The organism is Candidatus Poribacteria bacterium (assembly GCA_009839745.1).
GTDB lineage: Bacteria > Poribacteria > WGA-4E > WGA-4E > WGA-3G > WGA-3G.
The window spans coordinates 60,033-86,615 of the sequence record VXPE01000108.1 but is presented as its reverse complement, the minus strand read 5'-3'; the positions used below and the strand labels follow the sequence as shown (position 1 = coordinate 86,615).

Below are 26,583 nucleotides of genomic sequence, written 5' to 3'. Positions count from 1 at the left end.
ATGACAAAATATATTTTTGTAACGGGCGGAGTTATCTCAGGTATCGGTAAAGGGATCACAACCGCGTCTCTTGGCAGACTCCTCATCAACCGCGGGTTTAAGGTGATTGTCGTCAAGATTGATCCATATCTCAACGTAGATGCGGGGGTGATGAATCCGTTCCAACATGGCGAGGTTTTCGTTACCCACGATGGCGCAGAAACCGATCTGGACATAGGTAACTATGAGCGATTTCTCGGCATCGACTTGAATAAGTATTCCAACTTTACTACCGGTTCCGTCTATAGTGAAGTGATCGCAAAAGAACGGCGGGGGGACTACCTCGGTGAAACCGTGCAACTGATCCCACATATTACCGATGAAATCAAACGCCGTATCTATCAGATTGGGAAGGATAACGAAGCGGAAATCGTCATTACAGAGATAGGTGGAACGATTGGTGATTTTGAAATGCCGCCTTTTGTTGAAGCGATCCGTCAGATGGCAGTTGAGGTAGGACGTGAGAATACACTGTTTCTCCATGTCTCTCTCATCTATACCTTACCGAATGGCGAAAGCAAGAGCAAACCGACCCAGCACAGTATTCGCAAACTTCAAGAGTTGGGGGTCCAGCCGGATCTCTTGTTATGTCGGACCAGCCAGTCGCTGGATGAGGCATTTCGACAGAAAATTGCGCTCCTCTGTGGTATTAACGAAAACTATATTTTTGAAGGATTGGACACAAAATGTGTAGATGAAATCCCGCTCAATTTTGAACGACAAGGCATGGGACATCTCGTTTTGAAAAGACTTGGGCTCGAAGCACGCCCACCGATGGATGCTGAATGGGTCGCCATGGTTGAAAAACTCAAAAATCCGAATCAGAAAGCCCGAGTCGCCATTGTTGGAAAATACACAACCGGCAGCGATGCCTATATCAGTGTCCAAGAGGCACTCAAGCATGGTGGAATTGCTAACGAAGCCTCCGTTGAAATTGCGTGGATAGAAGCTGAATCGCTCACAGAACAGCCAGACCTTGATAGTGTTTTTCAGAACGCCGACGGGATCCTGGTTCCAGGCGGATTCGGCTATCGCGGGATTGAAGGGATGTTGGTAGCCGCAAGATACGCCCGTGAAAATAAGATACCATATTTGGGATTGTGCCTTGGCATGCAGTGTCTGGTGATTGAGTTTGCTCGACACGTTACGAAACTAAAAAACGCAAACAGCACGGAAGTAAATGAAGAAACGCCTTATCCGGTTATAGATTTAATGCATGACCAGCGCGCGGTTGCTGACCTCGGTGCAACAATGCGACTTGGACATTATCCGTGCGTCCTCAAAGAGAATACCAACAGTTATGCCGCTTATCAACAACCCATCATTGTAGAACGGCACCGTCATCGCTATGAATTGAACAACCAATACCGATCACAATTAGAATCCGCAGGGCTCTGTTTCAGCGGCCTGTCGCCGGATGAGAGCCTCGTCGAAATTGCTGAGGTGACCGAGCATCCATGGATGGTAGGTTCGCAGTTCCACCCCGAATTTCAATCGAAACCACTCGCGCCGCATCCACTCTTCCGAGATTTTATCGCGGCGGTACTCTTCCACCAATGCAACGCCAATCACGCTGACAAGGAACAGGAACGATGAAGAATACTGCGACAGTGCGCACCCGGGCTTGGTACGGAGATGCAGAACTAACGCTGAATTTTCCGACCGGTTGGGAAGTAGAGGTATTGGGTCCGAAAGATGCACCTGCGCTTTCTGATGCCCAAATTGAACGCGCATTCGCCGAACCAATCGGCACCCCTCGGATTTCGGCGTTGGCAAAAGGTAAGAAGAGTGCTGCTATTATTGTGGATGACCTGAGTCGTCCAACCCCGGCTGCACAAGTTATTCCATTTATTTTACGCGAGTTAACCGAGGCGGGTGTTCCGAAATCTGAAATTCGGTTTGTTGCTGGCATCGGTGCCCACCGACCTCTCACCGATGAAGATATAGTGAAAAAGGTTGGGGCAGATATTGCTGCTGCATACGAGGTAACCAATCATAACTTTATGAGTGGGGACCTCCGTGCATTTGGCAACCTTGAGAACGGCATGCCGGTGTATCTGAATCGGACCGTCGCGGACGCGGATTTTAAAATTTGTCTCGGTGGCATCTATCCCCACAGTTCCGTTGGCTTTAGCGGCGGCGCGAAACTCATTGTCCCCGGTATCGCAGGTTTTACCACAATGTTCTATTTCCATACTTTTCCACCGGGGCGCGGACCCGCTGTGATTGAGGGACAGAGTGATGAGCCGGATCGTCGCGACAGTGCCGAACTGGCAGCAGGTGTTCTCGGTCTTGATATGATCGCCAACGTTGTGCTTAATAGCCGTCGTGAAATCTGTGGACTGTTTGTCGGTGATTTTATTAAGGCGCATCGTAAAGGTGCGCATTTCGCGATGGATACCTATGAGACAGTCATACCAGAAACAACTCGAAAAGAAACAGATCTGGTGGTGATTAATTGCTATCCCCTCGATGCTGATGCGATTCAACTTGATAAGGCATTGGCGGCTTTAAGCTATTTTGAAAACGCTTACACGATAGCACTCTATCCCGCGAGCGATAGCAGCTGCTACCACGGGTTGTTCGACCGAATCGATTACGCACGCTATCTGCGACAACGAGCGGCACAGACGCCACCGGAAGCCCCTCCGCAGCCGATCGGACGGCGTGGGCAACTCCATGTTTGGTCTGAGCATTTTTTGGCGGACGACTTCTACAAAGAGTATCCAGCATCCCTTCTTTTCCGGGATATTGAAGGACTGATTCAATTGTTCGCGGAGAAACTTCCGACACACGCCAGAGTTGCTATTTTATCTGTAGGCGGAATACAGGTCCTCACGTAAACGCTCCGCGGTAAAGTCCTTGGCTTATTATCTGTTCGGCTATGAGAGATAGCGATATTAAACCCCTTGTAACAGCACGAATGTTCCTGTAACTGGACAGGATACATCTTCTCTTTTATGCATTTTGTGATCCACAAATGGAGGGCAACTATGAACAACACTGCTACAGTATACTCCCGTGCTTGGTACGGAGACGAGGAACTGACGCTGAATTTTCCGACCGGCTGGGAAGTAGAAACGTTGGGTCCGAAAGATGCCCCTGCACTTTCTGATACCCAAATTGAACGTGCATTTGCCGAACCGATCGGCACCCCCCAAATTTCGGAATTGTCAAAAGGTAAGAAGAGTGCTGCTATTATCGTAGATGACTTGAGCCGTCCGACGCCTGCTGCGAGCGTTATTCCGTTTCTCCTACGTGAGTTAACTGCGGCAGGTGTCCCGAAATCTGAGATACGATTTGTTGTCGGTGGCGGTTCACACCGTCCACTCACTGATGAAGAGGTTGCAAAAAAGATCGGAGCGGATATTGCGGCTGAATATGAAGCGACAAGCCACGACTTTATGAGTGGGGATCTACGTGCCTTGGGAAACCTTGATAACGGTATGCCGATCTATCTGAATCGTGTTGTTGCAGATGCGGATTTCAAGATTTGTTTGGGCGGCATCTATCCACACGGTTCCGTCGGTTTCGGCGGTGGTGCGAAGTTAGTTGTCCCGGGGATTGCTGGTTTCGCGACGATGTTCTATTTCCATACCTTTTCGCCGGGACGTGGGCACGCTGTGATTGAAAGAAGAGGGAGCGAGCCGGATCATCGCGATTTCTCCGAAGCCGTGGCGGGTGTTCTCGGTCTTGACGTTATCGCTAACGTTGTGCTCAATAGCCGTCGGGAAATTTGTGGGCTGTTCGTGGGTGATTTTGTGCAGGCACACCGCAAGGGAGCATACTTCGCTTTGGACACCTACGGCACAGAGATACCGGAGGCAAGCCGAAAAGAGACCGATCTGGTCGTGCTTAACTGCTATCCGCTTGACAGCGACCCGATTCAAACGGGTAAGGCGATGTGGGCACTCTCGCATTTTGAGAAGGCACACAGCATGGCACTCAATCCGGCGAGTGATGGCATCTGTTACCACGGTTTATTTGAACAGATTGATTATACCCGCTTCCTACAGCAGCAGGCGGAACGGGCAGCGTCTGAACTACCAGCCCCACAACTCGGCACTCAAGAGCAGCTACACGTCTGGTCGGAACACTTCTTGGTAGACGATTTTTACAAGAAGCATCCGGGCGCGCTCCTTTTCCGAGATCTGGAGCAGTTGATTGCTTTGTTTGCAGAAAGACTCCCCGCACAAGCGAAGGTTGCTGTCCTGCCAGCCGCTGGCATCCAAGTACTCGCAAATGAATCATAAATTAAAATCCTCCCTCCAGAATATTAATACGTTCTTGGGTAAAATTGAAACCGGTTTGCTGTGTCTTATTATCGCGATGATGTTAGGACTCGCGATTCTCAAAATCGTCATGCGTTACGTGTTCAGTGCAAGTCTATTGTGGAGCGATATAATGCTTCAGCATTTAACGCTTTGGCTATGCCTTTTAGGGGCTGCCCTGGCTACTTGCGAAAGAAGGCACATCAGCATTGATGTCCTCAGTCGGATACTCCCCGAAAGAATCACGCGCTGGAGCAATTTTATTATCGATTGCCTCGCTTTGATTGTCGTTGGAATTCTGGCATATTACGGCTTTAGCTTTTTACATGATGAGCAATTGAGCGAGGCTGTATTAATTGGAAGTGTTCCGTTGTGGTGGGCGAAAGCTATTATTCCGTATGGTTTTGTCCTCATCGGCATCCATCTCTTCCTCCAAATTGGCATCCACTTAATGGGTGATGAACGGACACCAAACCCTGTCGAAGGAGAATCGGATTAATGGGATTAATAATCGGCATTGGATTGGTTGGGTTCGCGCTTTTCGGGGGTGCACTTTTTGTGTTACTGGGTGGTGCTTCGATTATCGGATACGCGACAGCAGGCGAACCGATTTCAACAATTCTGATCGATTTCAACCGGCTCACACGGAATTCAACGATACTCATTATCCCGCTCTTCACTTTCGCGGGATATATAGTCGCTGAAGGGAAGGCACCCCAAAGATTGGTTGCGTTTGCGCGCGCGAGTGTGGGTTGGTTACCGGGTGGTATTGCTGTCGTCGTGCTCTTTACCTGTGCGTTCTTTACAACTTTCACCGGGGCATCGGGCATAACGATTATTGCCCTGGGTGGATTGCTCTATCCGATTCTACGACAGACGTATAATGAAAGATTTTCACTGGGCTTGGTGACGGCTTCTGGGAGTATCGGGTTATTGTTCCCTCCGAGTGTCCCCCTTATCCTGTACGCGATTATCGCCCAAGTGCGTATCGACAGGATGTTCCTTGCAGGTATCCTTCCCGGGATTCTGATTCTCGCCATACTGAGCTTCTATAGTTGCGGGTGGAGTCTCTTCAAACGGACAGAGACAACTCCGTTTGATTGGCGAGTTTTCCTGCGAACGCTCTGGGAAGCGAAGTGGGAGATGCTGCTGCCGTTTATTGTGTTAGGAGGCATCCTATCCGGTATCGTTACACTGGACGAAGCGGCGGCATTAACAGCCCTCTATGCCTGTATCGTAGAGATTGGTATCCACCGTTCTATTTCGTTGCGAGTGTTGCCACGTATCGTCAAGGAAAGCACAGTGCTTGTAGGCGCGATCCTCATTATTCTCGGTGTCGCTTTAGGGTTGACAAACTACCTGATCACGCTTGATGTGCCTATGACTGTCCTTGATTGGATTCAGTCAACAACGGAAAGCCGTGTCATCACGCTGATTGGGCTGAATATATTCCTACTGATTGTTGGGTGTCTGATGGACATCTTTTCAGCGGTGATTATCGTTGTGCCGTTGCTGCTCCCTATCGCTGAGGAATTTGGAATTGATAAGGCGCATCTCGGTATTATTGTCTTAACGAACCTTGAAATCGGTTATTTGACCCCGCCGGTAGGAATGAATCTGTTCATCTCAAGCATGAAGTTTGATCGATCCGTCTTGCTGCTGTATCGCTCTGTGCTATTGTTTATTGCGTTGTTGATGATAGCACTTGTGTTGGTGACGTATGTCCCGGAGTTGAGCCTCTGGCTACCGCGGGCGCTTGGAAAAACACCGCAACCACTTTTCTGAGTCCAATAGCGTCTTGTCTTAAAATAACGCGAGTTGCTGTCTATCTATAGACGTAGCACCCCTACAGGTGCGATCACTCAAATACATCGCTTTCTATAGACATAGCACCCCTACGGGGTGGGGAAAGAGACTAAAAAACCCTTCTGGAAGGCACAACATCTGTTAGGAATAACTTGGGTTAAAATAAATAAGTCTAGCGATAGAATCACCAGACTTATCTATATATGCTTTGATGACATAGGCATGAACATGAATATTCAAGCGTAGGGCTGATTCAGCTGCACTATTATTGTCTTGTTTTCAGTTCACCCCATGTAACAGCGAGTTTTCCCGCCGCTTCAACGTCCAGACTGACCTCCATCATTTCTTGTATCTCTGCTTCCTCAAGGGCGCGCTGCCAAAAAGAGATTTCATCAATGACCCCTTCTGCGCCGTTTTTGAAAGGGATATACGGAATTGTTTCCCACCCGAATCTCGGTTTTTCGTGAAGTGCGGGGAAACCGCCAGTGATTTTCTTGCCACTGGTTGCGGCTTCTTTACCGTCAATGTATAGGAACGGGTTTCCACCATCGAAATCCCACGTCGCGGCGACATGAAACCATTTATCTTTTGTTATGATTCCTGCCGGATCAAATTCAACATCCTGCCAATCGGCATCGTCCGCTGCCTCAAAATAGAAACCGAAGTCTTCGGGGTTGATGTCGGCGTGATTCGCACCCTTGGAGACGAAGAAGTAGATGGGACCCAAACTGGCATCAAAAATCCGGTAATCGTCGCCATCCTTGCCGTTCCAATCGGGTTTGAACCAGAACAGCAGACTGCCCGCCTCAGCGATAACGTCGGGAACTTCCATGTAAGTTTCTGCGCCTTTGAGGGAGATTCCGGCTTGGTATTTTCCGTCGCCAACCCATTTGGCATTCCCATGGAAAGTGCCGTCATTCCCGTTTCCGGTGCCGTCAACTGCTTTGTTTCCACTGCCCTCGCCGATCCACATAAGTAAATCTTTATCGTCAGGGATTCCAGCAAACACAGACCCCACGACAAATACACTCATAAGCAAAAATAGGTAAACCAGTCTCACAACTCTTAACCTCCCATTATTTTAATATTGAGAGGATTTTAGCAGAAATTATAAATTAAGTCAACCCCTTTTCTGCGTCGGCATGGTTTCTTTTTTCGCAGATGCCTCTGGCGCGGCCTTCCGCGTTGCTTTCACAGTCGATGCCGCGTTTAGGAGCCGTTTCGGAACGGATTGGGGTTGTGGTGATGCTGGACTCACTTTCGGACGGGGCCGAAACTGTGGCATCGGTCCCGGTGGTTCGTAACTGGTGTGTATTGGGCGTTGCCCTATTGAATGCCCAATGACATGTTCCCTGGTTTCAATAGGTTGTTCTTTCATACAATCATATCTCCCATCTGTTGGTTTAACTTTTCCTGAACCTTCTGGCGGTGTCTACGCGTTAAAAGAAAATCGTCCTTTAGCATTTGCGAGCCCACCAATAACCATTCTCGATACTGTTCAAATGTGACTTTAAACTGCTCTAACGGGAAGTCAGGATTGGCTTCCATTTCATAGATAAACCGTTCCATATTGAGGCGCAAACTTTTGAAATACTGTTCATTGTGACTCAAATCTGCGACGCGGTCCGAAATCTTAAGAATGACATGCAGCAGTGCTAAAAATGCGGCACAGCCTGCGATGGGTAGCCATGTTATTTTTCCTGCTGGTGTGCCCCATGCCATCCATCCGACCATGACTGAGGCGATAGTGGCGATCGTCACGATGCTTTTGATGACTCCATCTACGGGTTTCCACCTTTGAAGTGCGGAGGTCATAAGGCTTTCGGCGTAAGCGACGCGGTAGAAGGTTTCAAGTGCTGTCTGCCAGAGAAGGTCTTTCTGATAATCCACAGCTGTTCTATCCATTATATGGATCTCCTTTTGGGAATGCATTCCGTTACAAGTAAGTAGTAGGTACCTTCGTGTGTAATCACACAGATTTAATCTGTTCAGGACTTACACAAATTGCATAAAAAAGCGATATATTTCACTCAAAAAGGCGTTATTTCAGTGATTTAACCCCCTGAATCCCCCTTATCAGGGGGACTTTAAGAGGGAATGCGTAAGTCCTACTGTTATTAGGTAACGAAAGAATCAGGAATTCAGTAACAGACTTTTTAATTTCCTTGGGATGAAATGAAGTGAACCAGCATACTAACACGCTTCGCTATAGAAGGGTAACAAGACCGCACAGGAGACCAAGGGTTTCCTATGCTACAATTCGGCTTTCCCGTTAGAATCCTATTGAAAAGTTTTCAAGGAAAAATGGCATAAGCAGAGAATGGTTAGATACGGTGATGCTTTAGCAATTCCCAGTTGGGAACGAAACCGATCCCGGGTCGAGTCGGAACTGTGACATGTCCATCGGATTCTAAAACCATCGTTGGGAGAAACATTTCACCACGTAATGGATCAACAGCGGGTGGGTAATACTCTAACATCAAACCGTTATCTCGGCTTGCAGCGATATGGATTTGCAATTCTTGTGCGCCGTGGGGGGCAATCAATTTTTCGGCTGTCAATGCTTCCTCGACTACTTGCAACGCTGGCTCATAGCCAGGAAGGATAGCGACATCCAGATTGAAAACGTCCGCGCCTTCATAATCAATAAGTGTTTGAAAATAGTGTAACCCATATCCGTTTTCTCCAGTGGCAATTTGTATCCCATACTCTTGTGCTATTTCGCGGAGTGCCCTATGTCCTCTGTAGTCATGGCTATGGATCGGTTCTTCAAACCAGAAAACGTTGTTTGCTTGAAGGATCGGAAGGCACTCGGATGCCTTTTCAACCGACCATGCACAATTTGCGTCTACCATTAGGGTTGTATCGGAACCGATGGTTTCGCGGACTGCCTCAATCCGTTTGATGTCTGTCTCAAGTCCAGCCGCTGGATCTCCAATCTTCATCTTGACTGCAGTGGCATTGAATTCGTTTATGTTGCGTGTCATTTCCTCACGAAGTTCATCAAACCCCTTATCCCTACCGTAATAGCCACCGGCAATGTAGGTGCGGATGCGTTCTTGGGTGCCACCCAGCAGGGCGTGAACGGATTTTCCCTCTATCTTCCCGCGGATATCCCAACATGCTTGGTTTATCGCTGCCAAAACCTGCGTATGATAGCCGCCGGGTCCATAGATTTTGTAGTTCTCGGCTAACCGAGAGACGTAAGCGGTATCCGTTACATCACGTCCGATCAAAGCGGGGCGGAACAGATCTACATACATTGGAAACAGGTGGAGGGGACGCGTCGCGGCGGTGCCACCATTGAAGCCGTATCCAACGAATGCGTCACTTCCATTTCGGGAGGTAACTTTAACGAGATGGAGTCTACCTTTATCGTAGACGTGCATGCCGTTCCAAATCGGTGGCTTATCCCATTCGTAAAGTTCGCTTTCAATGGCGACGATTTTGAAAGAATGTGAATTCATTTTTTTTACAAAGGTTTCAATCCAATGTCTCGACCCATTCACTGAGGACTCGCGCCATCTCTACAAAGACATCCTCATCAGATTTACGGGAGCGTTTAAGCACTTTGAACCCGTGATCTGCTGTGTCTAATAGATGCAAAGTCGCCTTGTCCCCAAGGTTTTCGCAAACCGGTTCTAATAGGTCGAGTACCGCCAACTTATCGCGGGTGCCAGATAAAAATAGCATTGGCACAGTAACATCAGCAAGGTGATCGGCACGTTCTGTTCCCTCACGTCCAGAAGGATGCAGTGGGAACGCGAAGAATACGAGACCGCGGACGTGTTCGATGGGGGCTTCTGCCGCTGTAAGTGACGACATACGTCCGCTATAAGAATGTCCTCCAACAAGAATTGAGACATCACCTGCCGCCGCGTATGCAGCTGCGACTGCAGACCGCACGGTTGCCAGAGCCACGGCTTGCGCTTCTCTCCCACCGCCGCCACGTTCCATATAAGGAAATTGATAACGGAATGTAGCGATGCCTATATCTGCCAACCTGTCGGCAATCGTCTGGAGCGTTGAGTGCCGCATGTTTGTGCCTGCGCCATGTCCCAGAACGAGCAACCATTTGGCGTTGTCCGGACGTATGAGTATTGAGGACACCTCGCCTTTTTCTGGCGTTGCGATAAATTTCGATTCGATTGCTTCGTAACTCATTTTTTACACCTCGAAAAAAGTTGCGAAGTGTACTAAAATCTGTAAAGTTGTAAAGTTGGCAAGAGTTATTTGGCTGTGTTAAAAATCCCTTGTAAACTTTAGCACACTTGCAAACCCGTTAGTTAGTGATTAAGCTTTGCATTCGCAGAGGTGAAAATACCCAGGATCTCGCTGCATTCTTCGTACATCGGTTTTACAACCTCCCACTCCAGCATTTTGGCATCGACAATAACTTCAAGCCAGTATTGTGTCTCGGAGCATTCTCCCTCACAAATGTGCATTTTATTGCGGAAATCCCGGAGACTTCTCGCGCGATTCGCTTCCCGATAATTGGCACCAATAGAAGTACCAGAACCTGTTAATTGATCTCTAATTCGTCGCCCTTCTGGTGTATGCGGAACTTTTTTAGAGAGAAGAACAATATTTGCAGCGAACTTTTGCGTCCGTTTCTCTAACTGTTTCGCAAATTCTTTGTTGTTCATAAAATAAAGTGTGTAACATGTTCTACTAAAATGTGCTGAGATTTCTAAAAAGTTGTAAAGTTGGTAGGAGCTACTTGATTGCATCAAAAATCCCTGGCAAACCTTAGCACACTTGCAAACTTTAGCACACTTGCAAACTTTTCTTAATTAACCGATTAAGCACTGCTGCACGATGTCTCGATAGGTTGCTAACGCAGCAGTCTCCAGCCCTTTCACCTTTGCGAGATCATCCCATCGCCGTAAAGTGAGTGCGTCCTGAAAATGAGGGATCTGTTCAAAAGCGTTTCGCTCCTCGTCCGACATAATACCGCCCTGAAGTCTGAAACTCCTTTTTGATGCCTCGGATAACCCGTCATGGTAAGAGGCATCAGTTGTGCAGAGATACCTTTTTGCGGGAACATGCAGTCGGATCGGAGTTGTAACGGCTTCCGGGAAAAAGGGTTCCATATACTGCGCGCCGACCTCTTCGTGTGTCAGGTCGGTATCAAGGAAGGCTCTATCGGCATTGTGTTCATCTAAAATGATATGTCCGACATCGTGGAGTAATGCGCCTGTAATCAGCGTAACACTTGCGCCATTCTGTTGCGCGAGGGCAGCACATTGGAGAGCGTGTTCCAGTTGCGTTACGACTTCATCGTAGAACGACTGCCCACGTTTTTCGATATAACGAAACAGCACGGCAACCTTTTGCTCCGCTGTGCCGCTTGTCATTTCCTGCGCCAGACTTGGATCAATGTACTTTTCAATATCGCCGGAAAGCTGAGATTTTTTATCAAAAGTCATGATTCACGGATCTCCCTTGAAAATGTGCGATTTTGCTAATCTGTTTGTCTCGGTTTGAGCCATCTTTTGCGTATTGCGAGAAAGCTTGCCGCTTGTCTGCGTAATACTGTTCACGCCAGTCGCCTTGGGAATTGGCATTATAGGTGAGATAGATAATGCGTCTGGGTCGATCTGAACGGTTACTCGGGCTTTTGTGCGGAATGTAAGAACCGAAGAGAAGAATGTCGCCTGGAGCTGTTGGCACCGCGACCCACTTCATCGTTGCAGCGGTTTCGGGGGCAACACATCCCTTTTCGTCCAGTGCGATGAATCCTTCCTTGTGCCTACCCGGTGCGACGTAAAGACAACCGCTTTCGGAGGTTGCTGGGTCCACTGAAATCAGACACGTGATATGGTAGTTAATAAATTCGTAAGCGGGTGCGTCCTGATGGGCAGCGTAACCACCGCCCCCGGGATACTTGTAGTTAATTTTCTCCTTGTAGAGGACTGCGGGTTCATCCATCAACTCGGAAACGACATCCAATACTTTACCACGTGTCACAGTGGTTTTCATACCGATGTGATACGGCACGAAATTTTCTGAACGAGAGAGCCGCGGTCCGGCTGGCGTGGATTCGTAGTGATGCATCCACTTGTCGGGTGTCGATTTCCAGCCTGAAATTTCAGAGACCCAGTCCTGTAGATCGTTCACCTCTTCGGCAGAGAAAAAGCCGGGGATCTTGAGGTAACCCTTGTTTTTCCAGTCTCTACGAAACTCTGGATTCATGTAAGACATAATCCTCTTCCTTGGCGATAATGCTCTTGACTACAAGTGTAACGTATGCCGAATTTTTTGTCAAGTTTAGGAACTTGGGAACGGAAATAGGTAAGCAAATGCCCAGGCTATTGGGCGGAGTGTGAAGTTTTACCCAATGCGATTTATACCGGCGATCTCCTACAACGAACCCTGTTTCCTATCAGCCGTGCCTAAACTTGCCATCGGTATTTTCAATCGGAGTCCGAAATGGGTAAAACGTCACGATAGACGGGTTCCATCTTTTCTGAGTATGTTTCCCCTGTAATCCACATGACAGGACGGATATTTTTGCCATCCTTTTTAGGTATACGTTCCGCATTTGCCCCGATATAATGGGCAACATTACACCGTCGAAAGCGCAGACTGTGGTTATCCGTGCTTTTATGCAGGAGTTGATTGTTGAACCAAACGACCGCTCCAAGTGGTACTTCAACGGCAACACCATCTTCGTCGTTGGCATCGCGCGCTATCTTAAACTCATTCTGTTGTGAACCTTCCAAGTCCTCATGTTTAAGAATGCCATATTTGTGGCTACCGGGGATAACATATAGGCAACCGTTGTCTTTATCTGCTGTATCAATCGCTGTCCATGTTCCGACTGTCATTTCAGTTCTATACTGGTGGTTAAAATACCATTTATCTTGATGCCACGGGAACCCTAAACCGATCTTGGGTGCTTTCCAGATATACAGATTGTTAAGACCGAGGAGATCCGGACCGAGTAAATCCACAATTGGATCCGTTAGACGCCAGTCACGCACACGTGCAAGGAATTCAGGACAATAACAGCTCACATGATGGATTTTGTGCATCGCGTGGATACCAGAGGCTTCAACTTTTTCGTCTCTGACCAATGCGTTTTGATCGATATTCCCCCTCGGGAAAGGTCGTTTTCCGACAGCAATGTCGTCCGCGATTTGACGTAGCACGTCGTTTTCCTCTTTGGTGAAAACGTTGAATCGGACAAAGTATCCGTTTTCGTTCCAAGAAGATCGTTCTTCAGGTGTCAGTCTAAACTTTCGTTCCTCAGATGCTGTTTTTGTGCCCATTAATTCTCCTATTGATATAGTTCGGTCATTCCTTTGGGAACTTGTGCTTTTCTCTCCACCGTGGGTACTCATTTGCGAGGAGCCTGGTGGCCCAACCACCATAGTAGTCGTATCCACCGCGGCGTTCCTGCCCAATCTCGGATAACGAGTAGCGGACCACGGAGTCGCGGTCAAGAAAGATTGGACGGTTACTGCCGATCTCGTAGAAACGCGCCCAGAGCGGTCCCGCGTCGGGATCCGCTACGACCCGCTTATCATCCTTCCCCGCTGCGTCGGTGAACTCGTCAAAACGCATGCCGTGGATAGCGACGCTCCTGAACCACTCAATGGATCCTTCGACAGCGGCGATGATCGCTGGCGTGGGTTCTTCGACTGACATCAGGAATCGCACGATGCCGACGCTTTCAGCACCTGAGAGCGATGGTGGCTCATAGGAACGTGCCCATGCAGGCTCAAGCGTTTTCACGTCATGCTGCGCGCACCAAACGGTGAGTTTGCCATTCTGCTTGATTTGGGTGCGCAGGATGCAGTCAATGCCCTTGGTTACAGCAGCTTCAGCCTTAGGGCGGTACTCCGTTTTCAGGAATCGATAGTCGGAAGATTCAGAGACATCTCGGAGAAGTTCAAGAATGCGGACCATAACATTGTCATTGAATGTGATGTGACGATGGTAACTTTTGCTTAGCGGATAAAACTGCGGCCACCCGCCATTTGGGTATTGCGCTTCAAGGATATGAGAAAGACCTTTGAGAAATGCTTGTTGGTAGCGTGGCTCGTTTGTCGCACGAAACGCACGGGCAAGAAACCGCAGTTCGTTAGTGGTCGCACCGTTGTCAAACGTTGCGTGCAGATCCTCACTCTTACCATCAAACGGTTCAGATGCGGTGTCTCTATTTTTGGGCCAACCGCCGTGCGGTGTCTGCCACGTGAGGACGTTGTCGGCAATACGGCGACCTTCCGCGCTCTGGAACCATTCAACGGATTGCTTGGTATATCGAGAAGGAACGGTTGCATCGGAAGATGACAGAACTAAAAGAAGCAAGACATAGATGGTAGTCAGTCGTAGTTTCATGATAGTACTCTTTCGTTAGTAATCAATCGGATTATAGAATTGATATAACGTTCCATTGAACTTCATCTGCCATACCGGGATAGGTTTCACCCCGAATCCACATGGGAGGTCGTTTTTTATTTACAGCCTCCGGACGTGTCCATTCTGCTTTGGCACTGATATAATGTGCGATGTTTGCGCGTCTGAAACGCTCACTGTGGTTATCCGTACTTTTATGGAGGACTTGGCTGTTAAAATAGATGACCGCTCCAGCAGGGACTTCTACCGCAACACCATCTTCATCACGAGCGCCTTGCGCTTGTTTAAACTCTCCCTGTTGTGAACCTTCAAGCTCAATGTGCTCACGAACTCCATACTTATGACTGCCGGGGATAACGTATAGACATCCGTTGTCTTTATCTGCGTCATCAATAGCAGTCCATGTGGCGACTGTCGTCCCAGTCTTATACTGATGGTTAAAATACCATTTATCTTGGTGCCACGGAAAACCGAGACCAATTTTTGGCGGTTTCCAAATGTAAAGATTATTGAGACCGAGGAGATCTGGACCGAGTATGTCAACAACGGGATCAGTGAGCCGCGGATCACGGGTGCGTGCGAGAAATTCTGAACAATTACAGCTCACATATTGGATATTGTGCATCGCGTAGATCCCTTGTGCTTCGATTTTACCGTCTCTGACTAAAGCGTTTTGAAAGATATGATAGTCGGGGAAGGAGCGTTTTCGGATAGCAATGTCATCCGCAATTTGCGCTAAAACGTCGTTTTCTTTTTTTGTAAAAACGTCGTAACGGACAAAGTATCCGTTTTCGTCCCAAGAGGATCGTTCTTCAGGCGTTAGTTTAAACTTCCGTTCCTCGGCTGTTATTTTTGTATCCATTCATTCTCCTTTTAATATTCGTGTTTTTTTATTTTCTCTTTTTTTGCCTATTCATTATATACGACATATACGACCACATGTCTGCAGTTTTCTTTTTTGTTGCTGAGTTGCATACTCCATAAACTCTACTACTTAAGTATACAATAGGATTCTCTATGATTCAAACAATTTCTTCTCTGGTAATGTCCCTACGTAGGTGGTGTCATGAACAGACTCTCACCTCTGCTCTTGGTTCATAGATTACGCTCAACTGTGCGGTTTCTGATCCTCCGTAAGTCCAATTAAATCTGTCGGGTGAATGGTTTTTGACGACTTGGGATCGGTCAGGTTTGAGTATAACGATACTCCGGTTCTCATCAATGATCAGCACGTTTCGACTGAACCGTGTTTGGTGTGTGATGCCTTGAAAGATTCTGTTCACTTCCCTTGAAAATGGGGGTGTGTATGTGTTATTCTATTAGTCTATTTTAGTTTTATATAAGAAGTGGAAACTCACGTAAAAATGAGATTCATTTCTCTGGGAGATTGAACGACATGAAAATTATGTTGGTATTAGCAGGATTTGTGTTGATGATAGCCTGTCTTGTTATCAGCACGAGCGACATGGCACAGGCGGAGGAAGTCTTGGGAACAGGGACGGACTCACTGCTCGGAGGAGACCTCACCGACCCAGAAGACGATGGCGAGCCTGAAGCAGATAAAGGTTACAACGCCACTTTCTCAGCCAATGATGAACCCGGATTCGCGGGCGGAGAATTTGCGTTTAACGTCTTCGATAACCGCCTTGGTCCCAGCAATGACAAATGGTGCTGCGGACGTGGGGGCGGTATTCCGAAAGAAGGTCTACACGTGACAGCTGAGTTTGAGGAGCAGTACGCATTGACACACTTCACCGTATCTTCAGCGAACGATGTTCCTCCGAGGGACCCTACAGTGTGGGAGGTTCAGGGGTCGAACGACGGCAAGAAGTTTACGACCATCTATGCTCACGACGGGAAGAGTTTTTGGGATCAGCGACTGCAAGTCGTCCTTTTTGAGGCAGGGGAAGATTACGACGTTCAAAAAACCGGGTATAGTTTTTTTCGGCATGTTACTTTTGACACCGCATCGAACCCGGCTGGGGCGTACTTTCAAATTGGCGAGATTGAGTTCTTCGGCGATGATAGTTTTCCCGTAGACCCCAGAGCCAAGCTCGCAACCACATGGGGCAGCATCAAAAACGCCCGATAAGGGCAACTATCAGACATTTTCTAAATCGGCTTGAATCCAGTAATACCTTGGTTTGAGCCGTTTTTCATATCCGCTTGAAATCGCATGGACTCTACTGCGGAGAACCTTTATAGTAAGTTAAAAATCACTATTCTGAGGCGTGTAAGAGGTGTCTGTAGCTACGCAGAGGTAACTACAGACATTCACTACCTTAAATCGAGAAGTCGCCGACAAAGACGTTGTTCTCTGTGCCGCTCTGCTGCCACGTCACCGGGAGGTGGGCATCCTTATAGCGATAAACTTCGGATTTACCGACAATGGCGTTCTGAATCGTTGTCAGTGGTTTGTACCAGATCTGATGGGGCTGTGTGCAATCGGCACACGGATAACGATTGGCGGAAAGTTTGAGAACTTCACCAACGCTTATATCATATTTGGTGCCTTCCTTCGTGAATTCAACGGAAGCGGTTTGGGTTGCGACGACTTCACCCAAAACACCAGCATATTTCGTCGTGAGTAGGTCGCTGAGTGCGGCGCGCTGTTCTGCGGTAGTACTCGGATCCATGTATAACACGCTCTTACGGGTCTTGGTCTCAATTGCCAAATTGTTTTTCGCACTAATAACAGCGACGACTGTTAGGTTCTCCAGTGAAACATCGTTCCACGTTCCACTCTGGATGTTCCAGACGGCGGTTGCCTCTCTGCCACCTTCCACGAATTCGGAACCATAGTGGCATGCTCCGACATAGACACTCGCTGAACGGGCTTCAATGTATTCGCCTTGCACAGTCGGTGATTCGCTGGCAAAAGCGAAACCTGCTATGAAGGTCAGCGCGAGGACCGTCAAAACAAAGATATTTCTCATCTTAATTTCTCCATTTTTTTGAGATTCACCTTACTAAACGCAATAGTAACACTATACCATTTTAACCTTAACTCTTATTATACCTTAAATCAATTTAAAAAGCAACCTTTTCTGCTTTTTCTGTTATCTACCGGCACGCCCGAGAATCAATAGAGGTCGTGCTATCTTCCTGCTTCCGCTAACAGGCGATGGAGCGTTCCGCCTAAAATCTCCGCTTTGTCTGCCTCTGGGATAAATGGACAGTGCGTTCGGAACGCCTCAAGGGCGTGCTGATAGGTCATAAAGTTGCGAACAACTGGATAGTCGGACCCCCAACAGAGACGATCAGGCCCGAAGTGTTCATAGAGGGCACGCACAATCCAATGGGTATCCGATTGTGGATAATCCCATGAGACCTGCGAGACATAAGCGAAACCTGACATCTTGATGTGAATGTTCGGCACGTCCCCTGATGCAAGCACCTGCTTGAGCTGCGGATACGGAGGTTCCTCACCGGCGCGCGCACCGCCCATGTGATGGCACAGAAATGGCACAGTCGGGAACTGCGCCGCGAGTTTTCGGAGTGCCTCGTGCTGATGGCTTCCCATGGCGATGCTGGCGATGAGTCCGAGGTCGGCTGTCGTCTGGAAGAAACGTTGTCCCTCCGCTGAAAAGAACCAACTCCCATCGTCATCCCCCCTGAGGTAGTGCGTATAGCCTTTGAGGGAATACACTTCCGCTGCAGTTTTCAACCGATCGGCGGCACCATCCGTGTGATACGTCTCTGTCCATGAGCAATCCACATCAGCAAACTGGATGAGTCGCTCAGGGTAACGTTTGACACACGCTGCGACGTAATCGTTGTTTTCGGGGTTTCGATCGATGCGTGCGCAGATAAGCACGGCTTTATCGACATCGTGCAGATCCATTTCGTGGAGGAGTTGTTCAACTTTACCGCGACTTTCGTCATCAGGAACAGGGGGTTGATAGGGCCACCGGGGCCATGCGTGGGTATGGGAATCAATTATCATTTTTCTGGAGTCCTCTGTTCGGATACTACGGACTTACAATGTGCCGTTGTTTCAGGGCTTCTATTTCTCGCGATAGTTTTTCGATTTTTTTGCCTTGTTCTCGCTCGTTTTTCCCCCGCCATGCTATGATAATTTGTGGAATGACTACAGTTACAACGATGAGAATTATGAGCGCGGATACGAAGCCTACGACCAAGGTAAGCCGTTGGTCAACCCCTTCAAATTTGGTGTTAACGCCCTCAAATTTGAGGTCAACATATCCTTTCATATTCGACTCGGATTTCTCGATTTCTGATCTGAGCCGCTTTTCAGACTCAGCGATTTCTGCTCTGAGCCGCTCCTCGGATTCAGAAACCTCTTCTTTGACAATCAGACGGATCTTGTCAAGATCTTGAGACGTTAATTCACTAAAGGTAGGCGATATAATTACAAAAAACGCAGCAAAGAAAAATAAAGTATATTTCATAGTGCCTTCCTCCATTGTATAGTATAGCGTGTCCTGCAGCATTTGTCAATCTAACCTGAGCACTACGTCAAACCGAGCATCAGGGCACCCAACTCCTGTTTATTTGTTTCTGCAGGCTTCACAATACCAACAATTTTGCCATCGTACATCACTGCGATCCTGTCGCTCAAATGAAGGAGTTCATCCAATTCAGAGGAGACGAGTAAAACGGCTTTGGCGCGGTTCCGAGCATGAATAAGTCGTGTATGGACAAATTCCGCGGCATGGATGTCTAAACCTCGCGTTGGATGTGCCGCAATGATAACTTCGGGATGTGCCTCTAACTCGCGTGCGACGACGACTTTCTGTTGATTCCCGCCAGAGAGGGTTCGTATCGGATCCGCTATATCTCCAACACGAATTTGGTATTTATCAAGGGCATTCAGCGCATACCGTTGAATTGATTTTCGCTGCAGTAGTTCGTATCGGCAGAACCGACTGTGTTTATGATGCCTGATGATAAAGTTATCGTCAATTCGGTCGTTCAGACTAATGCCGTGTCGGTGTCTATCGGCGGGGATGTGAGCGATTCGTTCTCCGTTTAGCGTGAGTGTCCCACTATCTATCTGCCGTAATCCTGTCAGGACCTGAACGAGTTCTGACTGTCCGTTCCCTTCGACCCCTGCTATACCGACGATTTCACCGGGGAAGACTTCAAGGTTCACTTCGTTGAGATACCGTTTGCTGGATGCTTTATTTGTCACCACCTTTTTCCATGTGTGTCTTCTGTGGGTGTCAGAATCTCCTGAGAGCGTGACGTTTTCCAAACGGAGCAGAGGTGTTGTGCCTGTCGTCTGTTCTCGCGTCACAGACGTAGGGATAACGGGTTCACCGAGAATCATTTCTGCCAACACTGCAGCATCGGTGTCGTCGATCAAACAAGAAGCGACGGCTCTCCCGCGTCGCATTACTGTGACACGATCGGCGATTGCCATGACTTCATCGAGTTTATGTGTAATGATTATGAGGCTTTTTCCCTCGCTTTTGAGGCTACGCATACAATTAAAGAGTCCTTCAACCTCTTGGGGTGCAAGCACGGCTGTCGGTTCATCCATGATAAGGATGTCTGCCCCGTGGTAGAGGACTTTCAGGATTTCGGTGTGTTGTTGTGCCCCAATTGGGAGGGATTCGACAGGGGTGTTCAGTGGGACATCGAAACCGAGTTGTGCTGCGAGAGCAGCAATCTGTTCTCCTGCCTGTTGATAATCGAGAAGTGCACCGAATTTGCGAGGCTCTTTGGCAAGGACGATGTTTTGAAGTGCCGTGAAGACGGGAATCAGCGTAAAGTGTTGCTGGACCATCCCCAAACCGAGCTGCATTGCGCGTCGTGGTGAAGAGATAGCCACAGCACGTCCATCGACGAAAATCTCGCCTGTATCGGGTTGATACAACCCGTAGAGAATTTTCATCAGTGTAGACTTGCCTGCCCCGTTTTCACCAACAATGGCGTGGATCTCACCCCGATGGAGCGTGAAATCTACTGCGTCGTTTGCCTGTACTTGCCCAAAACGCTTGTTGATGCCATGCATCTCAATGATTGATGTACGCGCCATCTTTACTGCCGTTTGTGCGGAACGACGATATCGCCCGCGATAATTTTCGTCTTAAATGCCTCGACCTGTTCCAGAATCTCGTCCGAGAGGAGCGCGCGATTGACATCATCAATAATGTACTCGACACCGCCCTCTTTAAGCCCGTACTCTTTCAAACCGCCAGAGAAATTTCCTTCTTGGACACTCTTTATTGTCTCATAAACCGATATTTCCACACCCTTGATAACACTTGTGAGTACTAAGCCGGGGGCGAGATTGTTACCATTGGAATCGACCCAGATGATTGATTTTTGTGTTGCTTTTGCGGCTTCAAGAACCCCCAAGCCGCTCGCACCGGCAGCGGCAAGGATAATATCTATGCCACGGTTGTATTGCGAAAGTGCGAGCTCCTTGGCTTTTGCCGGATCGTTGAATGCTTGCGGCGTAACACCTACGTAATCCGCCACCAGTTTAAGATCGGGGTTCGTTGCCACAATACCGGCTCGATAGCCGATTTCAAAAGCCTCAACCAGCGGCACCTTCATCCCTCCGATGAAACCTATCTGCTTTTCCTCGGTTTTCAACGCTGAAATGACCCCTGCAAGAAATGTGCCTTCGTGTGCTCGGTAGGTCAGCGAGGCGACGTTGGGGTGTTCTATGACTGCGTCAATGAGTGCGAACTTGACATCCGGGAAATCGCTTGCGACACGGTTCATCGGTTCTTGAAACAGGAAACCGACCCCGATGATGAGATCATATTTCAGTTTTGCGAGTCTGCGGAGCGTTAACTCGTTATCCGTGCTGAGGCTTGGCGTGACCTCTGTGAGTTTGAATCCCCATTCGTCTTTTGCTTTTTTCGCGCCTGCGTAGGCGGCATCGCAGAAGGAGAGATCACCGCGCCCGGTGATATCATAGATGAGACCGACTTTTAGTGCTGCGGGAGTTGCCTCTATTACAGCAAAGCAGGTGATTAAAAGTGTGATTAAAATCCTTATACGCAAAATATTTTCCTTTCTAAACTCTGTGTCATTTGAGAGATAAAGCCTAAGAGTGTCTGAATACCTTTAAGATACACGACAATAGGATTAGATGCAAGCCTTATTTTGGCTCTAAAGTCTCTGAAGTTAATGTTGACTTTATTCGCTTTTAAAGGTATTCTATTTATGTAGTTTCTACTATCGTTATGATGGCAGAAAATGTGTTGATGAGCCCTATATTGTATTGGGAGAAAATAGGAGGAGAAAGTATGAGAACGGCTATCGGATTCTCGAAGTTAGTTCCCCTGAGTCTTATTATGCTTTTGGGGGTCGCGTTTTCGCTACCAACTTTTGCAGGGACGCAATTGTGGGACTTTGAGGAAAAACACGATGACTGGAAAGTCGCGAACGGAAATTGGGAAATCAAAGGTGGTATCTACCAAGTCGAAAGAGGCGGGAAAGCTGAACATTCTCTCGTCGGTGAAGAGGACTGGGATGATTACACCGTTGAAGCAAAAATCCGAATAGATGAGCACAATTGGGCAGGTCTCGTTTTCCGGGCACAAAGCGAGCATGAGTACTATGTCTATTATCTCAACATTCCGAACAACAAGTCTGAACTCTGGAAGCATACCAAAGGGGCGTGGGATACGCGTCAAGCGATTAACAGTAATATTCCGGCCACTAAAAAAGTGAAGATAGAGCTCGAAGAATGGCTTGATGTTAAAGCTGTGATTGAAGGTGAGATATTTAAATTTTATATTAACGGCGAATTGCAGGGTGAACAGAAGGATAATGCCTACAAGACCGGCAAAATCGGTGTATGGGCATGGGAGACCGCAGCGAGTTTTGACGATGTCATGATTACCGGTGATAACGTTATAGATACCCTTGCCGTTGATGCGAATGATAAACTTGCCACGACATGGGGACGCCTCAAACAACGTTTTTAGGTGGTGTCTCCATCGCACCACTGGGATGGCAGTAAGTGGCCCGGAAACTTTCCTATTCCCCAGTTGTATTGATGGCACTCGTCGCGTGCCACCTTGCTTTCCATCACATCTCAGTCGGGTTCTGTCAAGAAACGACTGCTGCGGACATCACAGCACAGATTCGCGCTTACAAAGCAGAATTGGCGGTTGATGGCACACGGATTGAGACTCGATTGCAACTCGCGAAGGTTTACCTCCAAATTGAGGCTTACACGGAAGCAGTTGACGAGTATCGTCGAATAATTGGGTTGATGGAAGTGAATCCAGTTTCCAACAGCGCGAGGACTGGGCACAATGCGGATATTGCCACTGCTTACTATGGATTGGGATTGGGATACACCGGACTTGAGAAATTTGAAGATGCCGTCGCTGCATATCGGCGTGCGATTGCCTCCGTTCCCGATTGGGCATATACCCATGCGGCTCTGGCGAGTGCTTATGTGAACATGCACCGTTACACCGAAGCCCTCGATGCTTACAAAGTGGCAATTGCTTTGGATCCGAACGATGAAATGATTCATCATCAACTCGGGAATGTCTACAGCAAACGCGGTGAACGTTCCGCCGCGATGCAGCATCAACAACGCGCAATTGCCATCGCACCGGAATTCGCAGCAGCGCACTATCAGTTAGGACTGCTCTACGCCCAAGAAAAGCGGTGGACTGACGCAATCGCATCATACCAAACAGCGTATGCACACGACGAGATGTTAGTTGAGGCACTCTATAATCTCGCGCAGGCATCCCTTCGCGCTGGAAATCCGTCCGCAGCGCGTGAACAGATGGCACTGTTTGAAGAACGCAAAGCGACCCTGACCCCTCTACATCAGCTACGAGGCGCGTTGCAGCGGACACAAGGGACAGCGGAACGCGCCCAGATTCTCGCCAATATCGCGCGGCTCTACCTCAAAAACGGATTTTATGAGAAAGCGGTCTGGGAATATCAAAAAGCACTCGGAATGAACCCCGAACTTGTGCCAGCTCATAACGGTTTGGGTATTGCTTATACGATGCTTGGAAAACACTCGGGAGCCATTACTGCCCAGCGGAAAGCGTTGGCACTCCAACCGAATTTCGCCAAGGCACACGCGGGACTCGGTCTGGCATATTTCAGTCAGAATGAAATGGAATCCGCCCTGGAACATTATCGACGTGCAGCCGCGCTGGCACCCCAACTTTTAGAGGCACATCTAAAGATTGGAACAATCTTGTTGAAACAGAAGCGTTATGCGGAAGCGATTGATACATATAAGGCGAGCGCGGCATTAGCCCCTGACACTGCTGAGATACACCATAACTTGGGTATCTGTTATGCGCGTCAAGCGAAAACCGATTTAGAAGCGGCGCGGCGTTATGCTCAAGAAGCCATCCGCTTGGATCCGAACGTCGCGAGTTATTACAACACCCTCGCAATCATTGATTTTCGGCGCGGCGACTATCCACAAGCAGAGAAATCTATCCGAAAAGCACTAGAACTTGACCCAGAAAACCGGAACTATCAGCAGGGGTTAAAACAGATTTCTGGTAAATTGGCGGTAGAATAACTATCTCCTAAAATTGTGATACTCATAATTACCCACTTGGGACATTCGCTACAAAACGCTATTTCACAGGAGAAACTTATGGAAAACACGAGATTGGGTGAGGATATAACTGCGGGGCTTGGAAACTATCTAACTCAAAAAGAGCAACAGTATAGTAGAGAGTTATCTGAAGTAAGATCCCACTTAGAGGAACGTGTGAAAGAAGTTAAAACTGACCTTGAGAAAGACATTCGCGAAGTCAAGACTGACCTCAAGGATAACATCAAAGATGTTAAGGAAGATATCAAAGGCGATATACAGGGAGTTAAGACAGACCTAAAAGATGACATTCAGAAGGTTAGAGGTGACTTCAAGGATCAGTTATCAAGCTTAAAAACTTTCATAGGTATTCTTGTTCCTGCTGTCGTTTCTTTTGTAGGCATCATCGTTACCTTAATTGTCAAATTTCTATAGTTAGAAAAGGAGATTAACGATGTCTGAAAAAGCACCAGGATTTGAGGATTATACACCGTCACGTTTAGAGTGGCTGGTAGTAATGCTAAATTCACTTATCCAACACGTGAACTCAATGCATAGTGATAATGTTGATTATGCATACGTCCCTGGGGAAGATGGAAAAACTATTATATTACGCATTAGATATTATACCGATTTAAAACTGGAAGATGTGAAACCCCTTGAGGACGCTGCAAAAACGTTTGCTATGTCCATTGCACAAAACTATAAATGGGATTCGTGGGTTAAAATAAAAACACAATGGGATCCAATTGAGAGACATACAAAACAATAGTGTATCATGAAAGGATTCACATGGCATACAACAGTCTCGCAGAGTTCGTCAAAGCCTTGGATCGAGCAGGCGAACTCAAACGCATTAAAACAACTGTATCACCGGACTTGGAAATCGCTGAGATTACCGATCGGGTGAGTAAAGCAGGCGGTCCTGCGCTTCTCTTTGAAAAGGTAGAAGGCAGCCGGATGCCGCTCCTCATCAATACTTACGGCTCTTATCAACGGATGGCGATGGCACTTGGCGTTGACGATCTTGGGCAAATCGCGTCGGAAATTGAGAGTATGATTAAATTGGGACCCCCGGATTCCCTCCTCGATAAGATAAAAATTCTCCGACTGCTGTCGCAATTGACGAACTTTCCGCCGAAAACGGTGAAGAAAGGTGCATGTCAAGAAGTCGTCCGGACGGGTGAGGATGCCTCCTTAGATGTGTTGCCGCTCATAAAATGTTGGCCCCTTGATGCCGATAGATACATCACCTTGCCCCAGGTTTTCACGCATAGCCTTAAAACGGGTCAACGGAACGTTGGCACATATCGTTTACAGAAAATAACGTCGGACGCTTTAGCGATGCACTGGCAAATTCATCACGATGGTGCTGCGCATCATCGCGAGTATCAACAAGCAGAACGACAGATGCCTGTTGCAATTGCCCTCGGTGGGGATCCCGTGATGTCTTATATCGGCACGGCACCCCTTCCATCTGGGATTGATGAACTCCTCTTCGCGGGGTTTCTGCGAAAAGCGAATGTGGAGATGGTACCCGCCAAGACGATTGATATGCTCGTGCCTGCAGACGCGGACATCGTGATTGAAGGATACATTGCGCCAAATGAAACCTGTATAGAAGGTCCCTTCGGGGATCATACCGGGTTCTATTCCTTGGCAGATGAGTACCCGCTCCTTCATATCACAGCGATTACACATCGGAAAAATCCGATCTATCAGACGATCATCGTCGGTAAACCGCCGATGGAGGATTGCTACATGGGTAAGGCGACTGAGCGGATCTTTATGCCGTTGATTAAGACGCAGTTGCCAGAACTCGTCGATATGAATCTCCCCTTATTTGGTGTATTCCACAATTTTGCGCTGATCTCTATTGACAAACGCTACCCCTACCACGCAAAGAAGATTATGCACAGCTTGTGGGGACTCGGGCAGTTAATGTTCAGCAAAATTATCATCGTCGTTGATAAAGAGGTCGATGTCCAAAACCTTGAAGAGGTGCTATTCTATGTCGGCAGTAATGTCGATCCGAAAAGAGATGTGACGATTGTCGAAGGTCCTGTTGATGTGCTGGACCACGCGGCACCATTGATGGGTGCGGGATCGAAGATGGGTATCGATGCGACAACGAAATGGGCGGAGGAGGGGTATGAACGCGAGTGGCCCCAGGAGATCCAAATGTCTGACGAGGTGATAGCGTTAGTCGATGAAAAATGGAAAAAGTACGGGTTTTAATTTACTTGGTTGTTGAACGTATCGAAGCAGATCAGGGATTGTTTCAGGAAATTATTGCACGCACGGATATTCCGAAACGCACGGATTTGGGCGATATTCCGCGATACAATGCACCCGAAAACAAGAAAGAGTTATATGGAGAACAGGAGGGATATTGTAATGGGTGCGGTGAGCATTTTCAGATGCGACATTTGGAGGTTGACCATATCATTGCTGAAACCAGTGGCGGAACGGATCATATTGAAAACCTGCAACTGCTTTGTGGTCATTGTAACAGAGTTAAAGGCGACCGTGGACAAGAATATCTGATTTCAAGGCTCAATAAAATTTGAACTGTAAATGAGTGAGGAC

29 protein-coding genes are annotated in these 26,583 nt (G+C 47.9%); 12 read left to right on the top strand and 17 right to left on the bottom strand.

All coding sequences use genetic code 11. The features are described 5' to 3' along the window. The 5 genes from F4X88_16445 to F4X88_16425 all read left to right on the top strand — a co-directional run bounded on the left by F4X88_16445 (position 1) and on the right by F4X88_16425 (position 6,095). The gene (locus tag F4X88_16445; protein ID MYA57872.1) at positions 1-1,635 is read left to right on the top strand and encodes a CTP synthase; all 1,635 of its coding nucleotides are present in this window, start codon (positions 1-3) and stop codon (positions 1,633-1,635) included. Continuing rightward, positions 1,632-2,882: a DUF2088 domain-containing protein gene (locus F4X88_16440; GenBank protein ID MYA57871.1), complete on the top strand. Its 1,251-nt coding sequence runs from the start codon at positions 1,632-1,634 to the stop codon at positions 2,880-2,882. The genes F4X88_16445 and F4X88_16440 overlap by 4 nt, the downstream gene beginning before the upstream one ends. Positions 2,883-2,999: 117 nt before the next feature. Continuing rightward, positions 3,000-4,292, top strand: a complete 1,293-nt coding sequence (locus F4X88_16435) for a DUF2088 domain-containing protein (protein MYA57870.1) — start codon at positions 3,000-3,002, stop codon at positions 4,290-4,292. After that, complete coding sequence (locus F4X88_16430) at positions 4,282-4,809, top strand: TRAP transporter small permease (GenBank protein MYA57869.1); 528 nt, start codon at positions 4,282-4,284, stop codon at positions 4,807-4,809. Before F4X88_16435 ends, F4X88_16430 begins: the two co-directional genes overlap by 11 nt. Continuing rightward, positions 4,809-6,095: a TRAP transporter large permease gene (locus F4X88_16425; protein ID MYA57868.1), complete on the top strand. Its 1,287-nt coding sequence runs from the start codon at positions 4,809-4,811 to the stop codon at positions 6,093-6,095. Before F4X88_16430 ends, F4X88_16425 begins: the two co-directional genes overlap by 1 nt. Before the next feature lie 286 nt (positions 6,096-6,381). On the opposite strand, the gene F4X88_16420 is transcribed toward F4X88_16425, so the two are convergent. The 12 genes from F4X88_16420 to F4X88_16365 all read right to left on the bottom strand — a co-directional run bounded on the left by F4X88_16420 (position 6,382) and on the right by F4X88_16365 (position 15,763). Then, a complete protein-coding gene (locus F4X88_16420; GenBank protein ID MYA57867.1) occupies positions 6,382-7,176 on the bottom strand; it encodes a LamG domain-containing protein in 795 nt (264 codons plus the stop codon). Positions 7,177-7,236: 60 nt separating this feature from the next. Further along, the gene (locus tag F4X88_16415) at positions 7,237-7,494 is read right to left on the bottom strand and encodes a hypothetical protein (GenBank protein ID MYA57866.1); all 258 of its coding nucleotides are present in this window, start codon (positions 7,492-7,494) and stop codon (positions 7,237-7,239) included. Beyond that, the gene (locus F4X88_16410) at positions 7,491-8,021 is read right to left on the bottom strand and encodes a hypothetical protein (GenBank protein ID MYA57865.1); all 531 of its coding nucleotides are present in this window, start codon (positions 8,019-8,021) and stop codon (positions 7,491-7,493) included. Before F4X88_16410 ends, F4X88_16415 begins: the two co-directional genes overlap by 4 nt. A gap of 419 nt (positions 8,022-8,440) precedes the next feature. Then, on the bottom strand, positions 8,441-9,583 hold the full coding sequence (locus F4X88_16405; GenBank protein ID MYA57864.1) for a mandelate racemase/muconate lactonizing enzyme family protein: 1,143 nt from the start codon (positions 9,581-9,583) through the stop codon (positions 8,441-8,443). A gap of 16 nt (positions 9,584-9,599) precedes the next feature. Beyond that, entirely contained in the window at positions 9,600-10,280 is a 681-nt protein-coding gene (locus F4X88_16400) for an alpha/beta hydrolase (protein MYA57863.1), read from the bottom strand. Between the two features lie 122 nt (positions 10,281-10,402). After that, complete coding sequence (locus F4X88_16395; GenBank protein ID MYA57862.1) at positions 10,403-10,849, bottom strand: four helix bundle protein; 447 nt, start codon at positions 10,847-10,849, stop codon at positions 10,403-10,405. A gap of 60 nt (positions 10,850-10,909) precedes the next feature. Further along, positions 10,910-11,509, bottom strand: coding sequence for an HD domain-containing protein (locus tag F4X88_16390; GenBank protein ID MYA57861.1), 600 nt, complete (start codon positions 11,507-11,509; stop codon positions 10,910-10,912). A gap of 25 nt (positions 11,510-11,534) precedes the next feature. Further along, positions 11,535-12,323 carry a phytanoyl-CoA dioxygenase family protein gene (locus F4X88_16385; GenBank protein ID MYA57860.1) on the bottom strand — a complete coding sequence of 263 codons (789 nt, stop codon included), beginning with the start codon at positions 12,321-12,323 and terminating at the stop codon, positions 11,535-11,537. A gap of 209 nt (positions 12,324-12,532) precedes the next feature. Beyond that, positions 12,533-13,492, bottom strand: a complete 960-nt coding sequence (locus tag F4X88_16380) for a phytanoyl-CoA dioxygenase family protein (GenBank protein MYA57859.1) — start codon at positions 13,490-13,492, stop codon at positions 12,533-12,535. Then, positions 13,416-14,462, bottom strand: a complete 1,047-nt coding sequence (gene pelA / locus F4X88_16375) for a pectate lyase (GenBank protein ID MYA57858.1) — start codon at positions 14,460-14,462, stop codon at positions 13,416-13,418. Before pelA ends, F4X88_16380 begins: the two co-directional genes overlap by 77 nt. Before the next feature lie 31 nt (positions 14,463-14,493). After that, the gene (locus F4X88_16370) at positions 14,494-15,342 is read right to left on the bottom strand and encodes a phytanoyl-CoA dioxygenase family protein (protein MYA57857.1); all 849 of its coding nucleotides are present in this window, start codon (positions 15,340-15,342) and stop codon (positions 14,494-14,496) included. A 202-nt stretch (positions 15,343-15,544) separates the two neighbouring features. Further along, entirely contained in the window at positions 15,545-15,763 is a 219-nt protein-coding gene (locus F4X88_16365; GenBank protein MYA57856.1) for a hypothetical protein, read from the bottom strand. 113 nt (positions 15,764-15,876) lie between these two features. On the opposite strand from F4X88_16365, the gene F4X88_16360 reads away from it, so the two are divergent. Beyond that, entirely contained in the window at positions 15,877-16,572 is a 696-nt protein-coding gene (locus F4X88_16360; GenBank protein MYA57855.1) for a discoidin domain-containing protein, read from the top strand. Positions 16,573-16,762: 190 nt separating this feature from the next. Here F4X88_16360 and F4X88_16355 read toward each other — a convergent pair whose 3' ends face one another. The 5 genes from F4X88_16355 to F4X88_16335 all read right to left on the bottom strand — a co-directional run bounded on the left by F4X88_16355 (position 16,763) and on the right by F4X88_16335 (position 21,467). Beyond that, positions 16,763-17,416 carry a DUF1326 domain-containing protein gene (locus F4X88_16355; protein MYA57854.1) on the bottom strand — a complete coding sequence of 218 codons (654 nt, stop codon included), beginning with the start codon at positions 17,414-17,416 and terminating at the stop codon, positions 16,763-16,765. Positions 17,417-17,577: 161 nt separating this feature from the next. Continuing rightward, positions 17,578-18,426, bottom strand: coding sequence for an amidohydrolase family protein (locus tag F4X88_16350; protein MYA57853.1), 849 nt, complete (start codon positions 18,424-18,426; stop codon positions 17,578-17,580). A 25-nt stretch (positions 18,427-18,451) separates the two neighbouring features. Continuing rightward, complete coding sequence (locus F4X88_16345; GenBank protein ID MYA57852.1) at positions 18,452-18,892, bottom strand: hypothetical protein; 441 nt, start codon at positions 18,890-18,892, stop codon at positions 18,452-18,454. Positions 18,893-18,954: 62 nt separating this feature from the next. Continuing rightward, positions 18,955-20,484, bottom strand: a complete 1,530-nt coding sequence (locus F4X88_16340; protein ID MYA57851.1) for an ABC transporter ATP-binding protein — start codon at positions 20,482-20,484, stop codon at positions 18,955-18,957. A 2-nt stretch (positions 20,485-20,486) separates the two neighbouring features. Continuing rightward, complete coding sequence (locus tag F4X88_16335; GenBank protein ID MYA57850.1) at positions 20,487-21,467, bottom strand: BMP family ABC transporter substrate-binding protein; 981 nt, start codon at positions 21,465-21,467, stop codon at positions 20,487-20,489. A 179-nt stretch (positions 21,468-21,646) separates the two neighbouring features. Between F4X88_16335 and F4X88_16330 the strand changes: the two genes are divergently transcribed. From F4X88_16330 to F4X88_16305, 6 genes are all read left to right on the top strand, one after another. Further along, positions 21,647-22,393, top strand: coding sequence for a LamG domain-containing protein (locus F4X88_16330; protein ID MYA57849.1), 747 nt, complete (start codon positions 21,647-21,649; stop codon positions 22,391-22,393). A 35-nt stretch (positions 22,394-22,428) separates the two neighbouring features. Next, positions 22,429-23,976, top strand: coding sequence for a tetratricopeptide repeat protein (locus tag F4X88_16325; protein ID MYA57848.1), 1,548 nt, complete (start codon positions 22,429-22,431; stop codon positions 23,974-23,976). 78 nt (positions 23,977-24,054) lie between these two features. After that, a complete protein-coding gene (locus F4X88_16320; GenBank protein ID MYA57847.1) occupies positions 24,055-24,429 on the top strand; it encodes a hypothetical protein in 375 nt (124 codons plus the stop codon). A gap of 19 nt (positions 24,430-24,448) precedes the next feature. After that, positions 24,449-24,766 carry a hypothetical protein gene (locus F4X88_16315; protein MYA57846.1) on the top strand — a complete coding sequence of 106 codons (318 nt, stop codon included), beginning with the start codon at positions 24,449-24,451 and terminating at the stop codon, positions 24,764-24,766. Positions 24,767-24,786: 20 nt separating this feature from the next. Then, positions 24,787-26,232, top strand: coding sequence for a menaquinone biosynthesis decarboxylase (locus tag F4X88_16310; GenBank protein MYA57845.1), 1,446 nt, complete (start codon positions 24,787-24,789; stop codon positions 26,230-26,232). Next, positions 26,211-26,564: an HNH endonuclease gene (locus F4X88_16305; GenBank protein MYA57844.1), complete on the top strand. Its 354-nt coding sequence runs from the start codon at positions 26,211-26,213 to the stop codon at positions 26,562-26,564. Before F4X88_16310 ends, F4X88_16305 begins: the two co-directional genes overlap by 22 nt. Positions 26,565-26,583 lie beyond the last annotated feature (19 nt).

Coding starts and splice junctions, on each gene's coding strand:
- F4X88_16445 (MYA57872.1), top strand. CDS start 1: ATGACAAAATATATTTTTGTAACGGGCGGAGTTATCTCAGGTATCGGT.
- F4X88_16440 (MYA57871.1), top strand. CDS start 1,632: ATGAAGAATACTGCGACAGTGCGCACCCGGGCTTGGTACGGAGATGCA.
- F4X88_16435 (MYA57870.1), top strand. CDS start 3,000: ATGCATTTTGTGATCCACAAATGGAGGGCAACTATGAACAACACTGCT.
- F4X88_16430 (MYA57869.1), top strand. CDS start 4,282: ATGAATCATAAATTAAAATCCTCCCTCCAGAATATTAATACGTTCTTG.
- F4X88_16425 (MYA57868.1), top strand. CDS start 4,809: ATGGGATTAATAATCGGCATTGGATTGGTTGGGTTCGCGCTTTTCGGG.
- F4X88_16415 (MYA57866.1), bottom strand. CDS start 7,494: ATGAAAGAACAACCTATTGAAACCAGGGAACATGTCATTGGGCATTCA.
- F4X88_16410 (MYA57865.1), bottom strand. CDS start 8,021: ATGGATAGAACAGCTGTGGATTATCAGAAAGACCTTCTCTGGCAGACA.
- F4X88_16405 (MYA57864.1), bottom strand. CDS start 9,583: ATGAATTCACATTCTTTCAAAATCGTCGCCATTGAAAGCGAACTTTAC.
- F4X88_16400 (MYA57863.1), bottom strand. CDS start 10,280: ATGAGTTACGAAGCAATCGAATCGAAATTTATCGCAACGCCAGAAAAA.
- F4X88_16380 (MYA57859.1), bottom strand. CDS start 13,492: ATGGTGGTTGGGCCACCAGGCTCCTCGCAAATGAGTACCCACGGTGGA.
- pelA (MYA57858.1), bottom strand. CDS start 14,462: ATGAAACTACGACTGACTACCATCTATGTCTTGCTTCTTTTAGTTCTG.
- F4X88_16370 (MYA57857.1), bottom strand. CDS start 15,342: ATGGATACAAAAATAACAGCCGAGGAACGGAAGTTTAAACTAACGCCT.
- F4X88_16360 (MYA57855.1), top strand. CDS start 15,877: ATGAAAATTATGTTGGTATTAGCAGGATTTGTGTTGATGATAGCCTGT.
- F4X88_16355 (MYA57854.1), bottom strand. CDS start 17,416: ATGAGAAATATCTTTGTTTTGACGGTCCTCGCGCTGACCTTCATAGCA.
- F4X88_16350 (MYA57853.1), bottom strand. CDS start 18,426: ATGATAATTGATTCCCATACCCACGCATGGCCCCGGTGGCCCTATCAA.
- F4X88_16345 (MYA57852.1), bottom strand. CDS start 18,892: ATGAAATATACTTTATTTTTCTTTGCTGCGTTTTTTGTAATTATATCG.
- F4X88_16340 (MYA57851.1), bottom strand. CDS start 20,484: ATGGCGCGTACATCAATCATTGAGATGCATGGCATCAACAAGCGTTTT.
- F4X88_16330 (MYA57849.1), top strand. CDS start 21,647: ATGATGGCAGAAAATGTGTTGATGAGCCCTATATTGTATTGGGAGAAA.
- F4X88_16320 (MYA57847.1), top strand. CDS start 24,055: ATGGAAAACACGAGATTGGGTGAGGATATAACTGCGGGGCTTGGAAAC.
- F4X88_16315 (MYA57846.1), top strand. CDS start 24,449: ATGTCTGAAAAAGCACCAGGATTTGAGGATTATACACCGTCACGTTTA.
- F4X88_16310 (MYA57845.1), top strand. CDS start 24,787: ATGGCATACAACAGTCTCGCAGAGTTCGTCAAAGCCTTGGATCGAGCA.
- F4X88_16305 (MYA57844.1), top strand. CDS start 26,211: ATGGAAAAAGTACGGGTTTTAATTTACTTGGTTGTTGAACGTATCGAA.